This window comes from Hansschlegelia beijingensis (assembly GCF_045505405.1).
GTDB lineage: Bacteria > Pseudomonadota > Alphaproteobacteria > Rhizobiales > Methylopilaceae > Methylopila > Methylopila beijingensis_A.
On sequence record NZ_JBJKEX010000078.1, the window covers coordinates 1 to 11,450 of the forward strand.

Here is an 11,450-nt window from a genome sequence, read left to right on the forward strand (position 1 = left end):
CGCCCGCGCGCTGGTCCAGGCGCCGCGGGCGCTGCTGCTCGACGAGCCGATCTCCCACCTCGACGCGAAGCTCCGCCACAAGCTGCGTGCAGCGATCCGCAAGCGCCTGATGACGCGCGACAGCCCCTCGGTCTGGGCGACGCCTGACGGGCTCGAGGCGCTGTCGGTCGGCGACCGGGTCGCGGTGATCGACGGCGGACGGATCGAGCAGGTCGGGACGCCGGAGGAGATCTGGCTGACGCCCGCGAGCGTCACGGTCGCGCGCCTGATCGGGGACCCGCCCATGAGCGTGCTGGGCGGCGAGCTGTTCGAGGAGGGCGGCGCGATCTCATTCCGGCGAGCCGGCCTGCAGCTCGCGCTGCCGCAGGGCTTCGCCGCGGCGGCGCGCGGCAGGAATGTCTGGCTCGGATTGCGCCCCTCGGAGCTGGCGCTGGCGCCCGCGGGCGCGCGCGGCGCGGTGACGGGCGAGATCTATTCGCACGAGCCGTTCGGCAAGCACGCGATCGTTACCTTCAGCGCCGGCGACGGCGCGCAGATCAAGATCAAGACGCGGGCCGCCTCGGATGCGCGGATCGGCGAGGCCGCGGGCTTGTCCTGCCCTCCGGGCGCGATCGCGCTGTTCGACGGCGAAACCGGCAGGGCGATCGCGGCGGGGGCCGCGTGACGGATTGAAGACCAGATCGCCGACCGCGGCGGGACGCGGCGGCCAGAGCAACGGGGTGGTGCGACGATGAAATCCTGGAAACTCGCGAACGCGGCTTCGGCCGCAGCGCTCGCTTTCGGCCTCGCCGGCCCGGCGAGCGCGGCGGACTTCTCCTATGCGGAGGCCGCAAAGCCCTACAAGGGCGCCTCGATCCGCGTGCTGGACGAGGTCACGCCGCTGCAGGAGACGCTCTCGAAGCTCGTGCCGCAGTTCGAGAAGGAGACCGGCATCAAGGTCGAGTACCAGCTGCTCGGCCACATGGAGGTGATCAACCGCGGCCAGGCCGACATGCTGTCGGGCCGCGGCCATTTCGACGCCGTCATGCTGCACGGCTTCCAGATGGGCCAGATGCTCGAGGCCGAGGCGCTGCTGCCGATCGACGATCTGGTGGCGAACAAGAAGCTCACCAACCCGGCGTTCGACTCCGCCGACCTGATCCAGAAGCCGTTCCAGAGCCTCGCCTTCTTCGGCGGCAAGCAATACGGCCTGATCAACTGGAACTACAACCACGTCTACTGGGCGCGCGCCGATCTGCTCGCGGACGAGGGCGAGAAGACAGCGTTCAAGGCCAAGTACGGCTACGACCTCGCGCCCGCCAAGACCATCGAGCAGATGCGCGACATCGCCGAGTTCTTCACGCGGAAGAAGGGCGAGATGCTGGCCGGAAAGCCGCTCGCCGGCGACTTCTACGGCATCGTGTTCGACGGCGTGAAGGGCGCGGCCTCGCTGTTCGCGTTCGTGAACAACATCATGAAGAACTACGGCGGCGACGTCATCGACGCATCGGGCAAGCCGGCCTTCGACACGCCGGCCACGGTCGCGGCGCTCAAGATGTACGCCGACCTCTGGAAGTTCGCGCCTCCCGGAACCGCCGAATACTCGCTGGTCGACGTTCCGACCGTGATGGGCAACGGGATCGCGGCGCAAGCGATCGCCTTCTCGGACTTCGTGCTCGGCGTCGACAAGCCCGGCGCCTCGCCGCTCGCCGGCAAGTTCGTCTATGCGGCCGTGCCGGTGAAGGACGGGGCCGACCCGAAATTCGCCTCCGCCGAGGCCGAGCCCTCGATGATCGCGATCGCGGCCTCGAGCAAGAACCCGGAGGCCACCTACCTCTTCATGCAGTGGCTCGCCGACAAGAAGCAGCAGGGAGCGCTGCTCGAGGCCGGCAATGGCGGCGTGCCGATCCGCGAAAGCTCGTGGGCGCTGCCGGTCCTGAAGGACGCCGGCAACCCGACCCTGTTCCAGGCCATGAAGGCCACGCTCGCGGTCGCCGAGGCCAAGCCTCGCATGCCCAAATATCTCGAACTGTCGGACGCGCTGTCCGGCGTCGTCCAGCAGGTCGGCCTCGGCAAGCTCACGCCCGAGCAGGGCGCGGCCGAGGGCCAGAAGGCGCTGGTCCGCATCTGCGGCGAGAAGTGCACGCTCTGACCTGAACGACCATCCAGCCCCGGGCGGCCAGCCGTCCGGGGCCTTCCTGAAGAAGCTGCCGAAAGCTCCGCATGTCCGTCATAACCGCAGCGTCAGCCGCGCCAGCCGCGCGCCCGAAGAACCGGGAGCAGGGTTTCTGGTATCCCTATCTGCTGATCGCTCCGACGATGATCACGCTGGTCGTCGTCTCGCTGATCCCCTTCGCCTATGCGATCTATCTGAGCTTCCACAAGGCGAAGTACGGCCGTGTCGGCGACTTCATCGGCTTCGACAACTATGTGAAGCTGCTGACCGACCCCGCCTTCTGGAATTCGCTGAAGGTCGCGGGGTTGTTCGTCGGCGTCGCGGTGCCGATCGAGTTCATGATCGGGCTCGGCGGCGCGCTCATCCTGAGCGCGGGCGTGCGCGGCCGATCCGTGCTGGTGCCGCTGCTCTTCATCCCGACCATGATGGCCCCGATCGTCGTCGGGCTGCTCTGGAAGATCATGCTGGCCGGCTCCTGGGGCCTGATCTCCTATAATCTGCTGGAGCGCTTCGGCTGGCTCGGAGATCAGTCGATCTTCGCCTCGCCAGACCTTGCGCTCTACGCGCTGATCTTCGTGGACATCTGGCAGTGGTCGCCCTTCATGATGCTGGCGTTCTTCGCCGGGCTGCAGGCGATGCCGGTCGGGCCCTACCGGGCCGCCGCCGTGGACGGCGCGTCCCCCTTGCGCATCTTCTTCAAGATCACGCTGCCGATGATGACGCCGCTGCTCGTCGTCATCACGTTGCTCCGGCTGATCGACGCCTTCAAGGTGTTCGACACCGTCTTCATCCTGACCGGCGGCGGACCCGGCGTCGTGACCCAGACCCCGAGCGTGCTGGCCTACAAGATGACCTTCGAGTTCTGGAACATCGGCGAGGCGTCCGCGCTCGCTGTGCTGGTCTGGGTGGCGTTCTTCATCTTCTGCAACGTCTTCTACCAGATCGCCAAGCAGAAGCTGAAGGCGTTTTGACCATGGCGAAGAAATCCAGCCTCTTCTGGACCACCGTCGCCGCGCTTTACGCGCTGGTGATCCTGTTCCCGGTGCTGTGGATGGGCTCCATGATGGTCAAGCCCGCGGACGTCATGTTCGCGCGCCCGACCGAGTTCCTGTTCACGCCGACGCTCGCCAATTTCGACTATGTGATCGCCGAAGGTTTCGCCTGGAACCTGCTGACCTCCTTCGTGCTGTGCTCGATCTCCACGCTGCTGGTGGTGATCATCGGCACGCCCGCCGCCTACGCCTTCGCGCGCTTCGAGATGCGGGCCAAGGACGACCTGTTCCTGTTCATCCTCGCGACCCGCATGGGTCCGCCGGTCTGCCTGGTCATCCCGTTCTACCTGATCTTCGCCAAGGTCGGGCTGCTGGACACCTTCGCGGGCCTGACGCTCGCCTACCTCACCTTCAACCTGTCGTTCTACGTCTGGGTGCTGCGCAGCTTCTGCCGCGACCTGCCGGTGGAGTTGGAGGAAGCGGCGGCGCTCGAAGGCTGGTCGCGGCCGCAGATCTTCTTCCGCGTGACGCTGCCTCTGCTGCGCAGCGGGATCGTGGCGACCGCCGTGCTGTGCTTCATCTTCGCCTGGAACGAGTTCCTGTTCGCCTTCATGCTCGGCGGCGACCGCATCCAGACGCTGCCTGTGGCGATCCCCAAGCTGATCACGGCGCAAGGGGTCCGCTGGGGCGAGGTCGCGGTGGTGGGCATCGTGGCGCTGATACCCGTGCTCACCGTCGTGCTGCTGCTGCAGCGGCACATCGTGCGCGGTCTCACCCTCGGGGCGGTGAAGGGCTGAGCATGACCGACCAACCCATCATTGAGGCGCAGCGCGCCCTTCGCACCGAACAGCCGAGGAGCCCGGCATGAACCCTGCAGCCTATGACGTCGTCGACGGCCTGCCCCACTACAAGCTCTTCATCGACGGAGAGTGGACCAACTCGTCGCGCAACATGCTGCATGACGACCTCAACCCGGCGACAGGCAAGATCTTCGCCCGCACGCAGCTCGCAGGCGCGGCCGAGGTCGACCGGGCGATCGCCTCGGCGGACGCGGCTCAGAAGCTCTGGGGCGCCGCGATGGTGGCGGAGCGCGAGGCGATCCTCCTCAGGACCGCCGACGTGATCGTGCGCCGCAGGCCCGAGATCCGCGACCTGCTGATCGAGGAATGCGGCTCGGTGTTTTCGAAGGCGCTGTGGGAGATCGACTATGTGGTCGACGCCCTGCGGGTCGCGGCCGGCGACGCGCGGCACGTCATGGGCGAGACCATGCCCATGACGATGCCGGGGCAGATTTCGATGTCGGTCAGGAAGCCGCTCGGCGTCATCGCCGGCATCGCGCCGTTCAACTCGCCCTTCCTGCTTTCGATGAAGAAGATCGCCTACGCGCTCGCGGTCGGCAACGCCTTCATCCTGAAGCCCTCGGAGGAGACCCCGCTTTCGGGCGCGATCATCGCGGACCTGTTCGACGAAGCGGGCCTGCCGAAGGGCCTGCTCAACGTCGTGCCCGGCGTCCCTTCCGAGGTCGGCGACCAGTTGATCGCCGACCCGCGCGTCAAGATGATCACCTTCACGGGTTCGACCCGCACCGGGCGCCATCTCGCCGTCGAGGCCGCGAAGCATCTCAAGAAGTTCACGCTGGAGATGGGCGGCAAGAGCCCGCTCATCGTGCTCGCCGACGCTGATCTCGACTATGCGGTCGACGCCGCCGCCTTCGGCGTCTACCTGCACCAGGGGCAGGTCTGCATGGCGAGCTCGAAGGTCATCGTCGAGGCGCCGCTGTTCGACGCCTTCGTCGAGAAGTTCAAGGAGAAGACCGCCGGCATCAAGGTCGGCGATCCGAAGGACCCCGAGACCGTCATCGGCCCGCTCATCCGCGCGCGCCAGTGCGACTTCATCGACGGCCAGCTCAAGGATGCGACGGAGAAGGGCGCCAAGGTCGTGGCGGGCGGCGCCTATGAGGGCCAGTTCTTCCAGCCGACCGTGCTGACCGGCGTCACGCCCGAGATGCGCATCTATTACGAGGAAAGCTTTGGCCCGGTGGTCTCGCTCATCAAGGTCGAGGACGCGGAGGAGGCGCTCAAGGTCGCGAACGACACCGAATACGGCTTGTCGGCGGCGCTGATCACCAACGACATGCAGAAGGCTCTCGACCTCTCGATGCGGCTCGAATCCGGCATGGTGCATGTCAACGACGCCACCATCTCGGACGAGCCCCACGTGCCGTTCGGCGGCGTGAAGAATTCCGGCTTCGGCCGCGAGGGCGGCCGCTATTCGCTGGAGGAACTCACCGAGGTGAAATGGGTGACGCTGCAGATGGGCAAGCGCCAGTTCCCGTTCTGAGGAGCCGCTCTATCGGAGGAATGTGAACAGGCGCCTTTCCTGGGCGCCTGTTTCGCGCTGGGCTCCGGCGGCGATGCGGGAAGGCCCGGTCCCCGCCGTCAGTCCATGGCCGCTCTCGGCGCGCCCGCCGCCGGAACCGGCTTCGGATGGCGATCACCCGGCCGCTCCGATTCCGGCTCGGTCGAGGACCAGCGCCCCCTGACTCCGGCTTGGCGCCGGCGTCAGGCCAGCCCGGTCCCATCGGGGCGCTGCGGCGCCTTGAGTCCCGCCTGCGCCAGGGTGCGCTCCAGGAGTTGCGTGTAGATCGGCCTTCCCCCGCACCACTGCGCGGTGAGGTCCGCGGCGAAGCAGGCGACCATCAGCGGCACTGCAAGCGCATAGGACCCGGTCAGCTCCAGCGTCAGGGCGACGCCCACGATCGGCGCCCTGACTGATGCGGTGAAGAGCGCGCCCATCGCGGCGATCGCGAAAGCCGTCGGCTCGAAGCCCGCCGCTGGCGCGAGGGCGCGCGCCCCCTCTCCGAACGCGAGGCCGAGGCAGACCGCGAGCGACAATATCGGCGCGAAGATCCCGCCTGGAGCTCCGCTCGAGTAGCTTCCCACCATGGTGACGAAGCGTATGGCGCCGAGCGCGAGAAGCAGGCTCAGCCCCGGATGCCCGCTCGCGAGCTCCACGATCACGCCCTCGCCGCCTGTCACCGCCTGCGGCAGCACGATCAGGAGGGCGCCGACCACCGCCCCAACCAGCGCCGGGTAGGCGTAGGGCAGCCGCTGCTGGCACCGGCCCGCAAAGGCTACGGCGTGCAGGATGGCGGCGTTGAGCACGCGTCCGACCGCGCCGAGCAGGATCCCGAGCAGCAGGAAGGCCGGCAGCAACGCAAGCGGCGCGGCGCCGGCCGCCAGCGGCAGGTCAGGTCGGGTTCCTCCCATGATCTCGGTCACGACTGTCGAGGCGATCGCTGCGAGGATCACGCCGAGATAGGTCCGGAAGGTGTACGGAAATTCCTTGTGGGTCTCCTCGATCACGAACAGCACTGCGGCGAGCGGCGCGTTGAAGGCGCAGGCGAGCCCTGCCGCCGCCCCCGAGGCCAGCAGTCCTCGCCGTTCGAGCTCGGTCGTCCTGAAGGTCTCGGCCACGGCCGCCGAGGCGGAGGCCCCGATATGGATCGTCGGTCCCTCGCGCCCGAGCACGAGACCCGAGCCCATGGCGATCACGCCCGCGACGAACTTCACCGGCAGGACGCGACGCCAGCGGACCTCCCGAAGCCCCTCCATGGCGCCCTCGATCTCCTGGACGCCGCTGCCGCCGGCCTCCGGCGCGAAGGCGCGGACGATCGCGACCGCTATGACCGCGCCAGCCATGGCGATCGCCGCCGCCGTGCAGACGAGCGCCAAGCCGTCGAGCCGCAGGGCGAGCCAATCGGGCCACGCGACGGCGCTGTCGATCGCCTTGTGAAAGAGCGAGCCGACGAAGCCCGTGATCGACCCGGCCAGGAGAGCCAGGGCCATGAACCGCGCTTCCCCCTTGGGGTCGCCCGGGCGGCCCTGCGCCAGAAGGTCTTCGTTCATGCCCTCGCTCTGCCGGGGAGGCTCATCAGGCGCGCGCCGTGACGCTGCACGCGGTTGCTCTGCACTGCGTGTCATTCTTGCGCCTGGGAGCCAACCCGCACCTTGCTCGATGTCAAACGCAGGCGCGGTTTCCCACAGGTCGCGATCATCAGGAGGGAGGAGAATCGCCGGCGCCGGGCGGGTAGGGAGCCGTCAGACGCTAGCCGCCCATAAGAAAAAGACGGTCGCGAGCGCGCCGAGAGCGCTGCGGACGGCATGCAAGCCGCCCCACTTCATCATTAATCCTCGGATGTCCAGGTCAGCGGCGTCTGGATCCATGGCCATGAGTCGGTTGTTCGTGGGCATGACGCCCAAGAGCGTGTAGGGCCAGTTCGCGAGCAACAGAAATGCCCCCGCGAGCCATGACCACTCTTTCGATTGCCACCACGCGATGACCCCGAGGACGGAGCCGGCGACCGCAAGCGGAGCCTGCATCGCAAGGCCGCGCTTATATGAGGGCTTCCACTCCCTCAGGAGGGCGCGGTCATCGAGAAGCAGCCTCGCCGGCTGCTCCGCGATATTGATGTAAACGGCGGCCCCGGTGAACAAGGCTGCGGCGCTCAGAGCAAGATGGCCAGCGAGCATGGCGGGGAGCTATGCCTCCTTGGCCGTGTTGCAGCCCACTTAATCGCCAACAGAGCTCCCGGTCCAGCAGCCCGGCTGGGCGCCCGCCCCTGAGAGCATCCATCTGCTATCCTCTCCGGATGCAGAACCCACGATACATGCTCGTCGCCGCGCTCCTGATGGCGTCCGTCAGCGCTGCGGCGGCCGCCGACGTGACCGTTTCCGTCAGCGGCGCCGCCGGTCGAGGCCCCGTGTTCGTGAGCCTGTGCTCCAAGGCTTTCGAGCCCCGGAACTGCGCGACGGCGCAACGCGCGCTGCCGGTCGACGGCGTCGCGGTCATGATGTTCCGGGGCCTTCCCGAAGGCGTCTACGCGGCCGCCGCCTTCCAGGACGAGGACGGCGACGGACGTCTCGCCAAGACGCCCGTCGGGCTGCCGCTCGAGCGGTTCGGCTTCTCCAACGGCGTCGGCAAGACGGCCCCGCCGCGCTTCCACAAAGCCGCGTTCGCCGTGACGGGCGACATGACGGTCCGCATCGAACTCAATCCGCCGCCGAAATGATCAGGCCGCGGTTCATGCGGTCCGCCGCGCGACCGCGACGGAGATCGCCAGACAGGCCGCGGCGAAGCCGATGAGAACGCCCCAGGCCGCCAGCAGCGCATGTCCGGATCCTGTGCCCGACAAGGTGAGCGCGTAGGCCTCGACGGCCCAGCCATTGGGCGTGAGGCGGCCGATTTCCTGCAGCCACTCCGGCATCAGGTAGCGGGGAACCATGCTGCCGCCGACCGCCGCGAGGATGAGCAGCGCAAAGGTCGCGACGGTCTGGGCCTGAGGTCGGGAGCGGCATCCGACCACGAGCGCGAGGGCGAGCGCGGACAGGGAGGCCGACACGGCCGCCGTGGTGACGAACCAGACCGGCAGGCGCGAAAACACGTCCACGTGGTAGGCGAGGGCGGCCGTGAGGAAGACGAGCGCCGCCTGCACGACCCCGAGCGCGGTCAGAAACATGAACTTGCCGAGGAGCATCGAGGCGAGCGCGTCCGCCGGCGTCGCGGCCATTCGCCCATGCAGTCCGTTCGCGCGCTCGTCGATGAAGCCCAGCGCGCCATGGGCCGCGGCGAGCATGAGAAACAGCGTCGCGATCGATCCCGCGTAGTACGCCACGGGTCCGGCTGCGGCCGACGCGGGCTCGATCTCGATCAGGTCGGCGAGGCTCGTGGTCGCTCCGCGTTCGGCCTGGGCGCCGAGGCGCGTGGCGAACTCCTCGTTGAGCCACTCGCGCTGCTCGGAGGTGATGCCCCCGCCGCGTTCGATCCCGGCCAGCGCCTGCCCTATGGCGACGTCCGGCAGGCGTTCCGACAGCGCGCGCTGCACCTGCCCGGCCGCCAACGCGGCCCCTGTTCTTCCTGCCGTTCGCAATCTATGCGCTGTGGCTCGGGCGCCCGCCAGCCGCGGCCGCTCAGGCCGAGCCACAGCGCATAGATTGCGAACGGCAGGAAGAACAGGAGCGCCTGAAGCGCGATGCGGCTCATGAGCCGTACAGCCTTTCATACAGATTGCGGAGCAGTCCCGCCGTCACGCCCCAGATATGGCGCTCCTGCCAGGGCATGTGGTGGATCCGCCTGAAGCCGCCGCGCCATTCGCGCATTTCCACGCTGTGGTTCTCTTCGCTCATCAGGAAATCGAACGGCGCCTCGAAGGCGTCGTCCACCTCCCCGGGATCGAGAGTCAGTCGGTAAAGCGGGTCGATCTCCGCCACCACCCCCACAATGCCGAAACCCGAGTTCGTCACGTAAAGGTCAAGATGGCCGAGCGGCCGGACCAGGGCGCGATCGAGGCCGATCTCCTCCTCGGCCTCGCGCAGCGCCGTATCGAGCGGCGACCGGTCTTCGGGCTCGCGCTTGCCGCCCGGAAACGAGATCTGCCCTGCGTGGACAGGCAAGCCTTGCGCGCGCTGGGTGAACAGCAGCTGCGGCTGCGACCGCGCCACCACCCCGACCAGAACCGCAGCCGCGCGCGGCGTGACATGCGCCGGCAACAATTCGCTCTCGCCCGTCACCACCGTCTCGGGGTCGTCGGGGTCGGGCGGTGCGGGCAGCAGGCGAAGGCTCGCCCGGCGACGGATTTCGTCCAGCCCGAAGAGCGATTGTTCGGCGACCGCGGATGCGCCGCTCATGGCGCAGTCCCCTGCGCATCGACCGGGAAAAACATCCCTCCGGCGGCGACGCCCTGCCGGCCGTCGCCCTCCTCGATCAGTTCGACCAGATCATAGGTCGCCGAGCGCGCCACCAGCGCCCACAGGTCTGAGCGCACGCGCACATAGGGCTTGAGGCCCTGACCCGACTGGTCGAACCGGATCGGGTGGTCGGGCCCCACGTCGATCACCTCATCGACATTGGTGCGGAAGCGGATGCGGCGCGCGAGGCCCTCGCCCTCGGCCGCCATCTCGACGGCGAGGAACGGCGCGTCCTCGACCGTGATCGACAGCTTCTCGGCGGGCGTCACCAGCACATAGCCCTCCGGGTCCCGCCGGAGAACCGTCGAGAACAGCTTGACCATCGCGGGCCGACTGATCGGCGAACCCTGATAGATCCAGGTCCCGTTGGCCTTGATGACGAGATCGAGGGCGCCGCAATGGGCAGGGTTCCACGACTCCACCGGGGCCGCTCCCCGGCTGCAGGCCTCTCGCGCCGCCTCCGCGAGGAGTCGCATCCGGGCGGCTGCAGCGTCTTGTGGTGATGCGTCTGGAACTTCCATGTTCACTTCAGGTTGACGCTCTCATGGTCGACATGCCGGCCTCAACATCGCCCGGTTGTCGGTCTCTGGTCCGCCTGAAGGTATGGCGCCCGGACGCAGCGGGTAAGGTCCGCGCCTTGCTGCGCCGCGAGATCGGCGGTTGCAATATCGCCCGTAGGGTCGTCGGATGAACGGCAAGTCCGCCATCGCGGGAATCGAGGAGAGTTCGGATGACCGAGCCGGCGACTGACCTGGACGCCGCCATCGTGCGGGGCGCGGAAGCCATCGGCGGCCATGTCGCGGCGGCGCGCGCGGCCATCGGAGAGGTCATTTTCGGACAGGAGAAGGTCGTCGAGCAGGCGCTTCTCACGGTGCTGTGCGGCGGGCACGCCCTGCTCGTCGGCGTCCCCGGGCTCGCCAAGACCAAGCTGGTCGAAGCGATGGGAACGGTGCTCGGCCTCGACGCGCGGCGCGTTCAGTTCACGCCGGACCTGATGCCGTCGGATATTCTGGGCTCCGAGGTGCTCGAGGAAGACGCTCACGGACGCCGCTCGTTCCGCTTCATCCAGGGGCCGGTCTTCGCTCAGCTCCTGATGGCGGACGAGATCAACCGCGCAAGCCCGCGCACCCAGTCCGCGCTGCTGCAGGCCATGCAGGAATATCACGTCACGGTCGCGGGAGCGCGCCATGACCTGCCCCGGCCGTTCCATGTGCTCGCGACCCAGAACCCGCTGGAGCAGGAGGGCACCTACCCGCTGCCCGAAGCCCAGCTCGACCGCTTCCTGCTGCAGATCGACGTCGACTATCCGGACCGCGACGCGGAACGCCGAATCCTGCTGGCGACGACCGGCGCCGAGGAGGTCCGCCCCCGCCAGGCGCTCAGCGCCGAGGACCTGATGGGCGCCCAGCGCCTGGTCCGCCGCCTGCCGGTCGGCGACTCGGTCGTGGAGGCCATTCTGGACCTGGTGCGGTCCGCGCGGCCGGAGACGGCCGACAAGGCGTTCGCTGACAAGATCGCCTGGGGGCCCGGCCCGCGCGCGAGCCAGGCGCTGATGCT

The 11,450-nt window shown here is 68.3% G+C and carries 12 protein-coding genes; 7 read left to right on the top strand and 5 right to left on the bottom strand.

The window, feature by feature from the left end; all coding sequences use genetic code 11:
- From ACIKT0_RS07260 to ACIKT0_RS07280, 5 genes are all read left to right on the top strand, one after another.
- Window positions 1–664 (top strand): TOBE domain-containing protein (locus ACIKT0_RS07260; RefSeq protein WP_407104694.1); only part of this gene is annotated, 664 nt, incomplete at its 5' end.
- A gap of 66 nt (window positions 665–730) precedes the next feature.
- Window positions 731–2,131: an extracellular solute-binding protein gene (locus ACIKT0_RS07265; RefSeq protein ID WP_407104695.1), complete on the top strand. Its 1,401-nt coding sequence runs from the start codon at window positions 731–733 to the stop codon at window positions 2,129–2,131.
- Between the two features lie 71 nt (window positions 2,132–2,202).
- On the top strand, window positions 2,203–3,126 hold the full coding sequence (locus ACIKT0_RS07270; RefSeq protein WP_407104696.1) for a carbohydrate ABC transporter permease: 924 nt from the start codon (window positions 2,203–2,205) through the stop codon (window positions 3,124–3,126).
- Window positions 3,127–3,128: 2 nt separating this feature from the next.
- Window positions 3,129–3,944 carry a carbohydrate ABC transporter permease gene (locus ACIKT0_RS07275; RefSeq protein WP_407104697.1) on the top strand — a complete coding sequence of 272 codons (816 nt, stop codon included), beginning with the start codon at window positions 3,129–3,131 and terminating at the stop codon, window positions 3,942–3,944.
- 67 nt (window positions 3,945–4,011) lie between these two features.
- Window positions 4,012–5,487: an aldehyde dehydrogenase family protein gene (locus ACIKT0_RS07280; protein ID WP_407104698.1), complete on the top strand. Its 1,476-nt coding sequence runs from the start codon at window positions 4,012–4,014 to the stop codon at window positions 5,485–5,487.
- 221 nt (window positions 5,488–5,708) lie between these two features.
- Here the strand turns inward: ACIKT0_RS07280 and clcA are convergent, their stop codons facing one another.
- Both clcA and ACIKT0_RS07290 read right to left on the bottom strand, forming a co-directional pair.
- Entirely contained in the window at window positions 5,709–7,055 is a 1,347-nt protein-coding gene (gene clcA, locus ACIKT0_RS07285) for a H(+)/Cl(-) exchange transporter ClcA (protein WP_407104699.1), read from the bottom strand.
- Between the two features lie 192 nt (window positions 7,056–7,247).
- On the bottom strand, window positions 7,248–7,679 hold the full coding sequence (locus tag ACIKT0_RS07290; protein WP_407104700.1) for an anthrone oxygenase family protein: 432 nt from the start codon (window positions 7,677–7,679) through the stop codon (window positions 7,248–7,250).
- 137 nt (window positions 7,680–7,816) lie between these two features.
- Between ACIKT0_RS07290 and ACIKT0_RS07295 the strand changes: the two genes are divergently transcribed.
- A complete protein-coding gene (locus ACIKT0_RS07295) occupies window positions 7,817–8,218 on the top strand; it encodes a DUF2141 domain-containing protein (protein ID WP_407104701.1) in 402 nt (133 codons plus the stop codon).
- 12 nt (window positions 8,219–8,230) lie between these two features.
- On the opposite strand, the gene ACIKT0_RS07300 is transcribed toward ACIKT0_RS07295, so the two are convergent.
- The 3 genes from ACIKT0_RS07300 to ACIKT0_RS07310 form a co-directional block, all read right to left on the bottom strand.
- Window positions 8,231–9,046 (bottom strand): ABC transporter permease, encoded by an 816-nt coding sequence (locus tag ACIKT0_RS07300; protein ID WP_407104702.1) that lies wholly within the window; start codon window positions 9,044–9,046, stop codon window positions 8,231–8,233.
- 139 nt (window positions 9,047–9,185) lie between these two features.
- Complete coding sequence (locus ACIKT0_RS07305; RefSeq protein ID WP_407104703.1) at window positions 9,186–9,833, bottom strand: NUDIX hydrolase; 648 nt, start codon at window positions 9,831–9,833, stop codon at window positions 9,186–9,188.
- Complete coding sequence (locus tag ACIKT0_RS07310; RefSeq protein WP_407104704.1) at window positions 9,830–10,414, bottom strand: DUF1285 domain-containing protein; 585 nt, start codon at window positions 10,412–10,414, stop codon at window positions 9,830–9,832. The genes ACIKT0_RS07305 and ACIKT0_RS07310 overlap by 4 nt, the downstream gene beginning before the upstream one ends.
- A 209-nt stretch (window positions 10,415–10,623) precedes the next feature.
- Here ACIKT0_RS07310 and ACIKT0_RS07315 point away from each other — a divergent pair.
- The coding region (locus ACIKT0_RS07315; protein ID WP_407104705.1) for an AAA family ATPase at window positions 10,624–11,450 on the top strand (827 nt) is incomplete at its 3' end.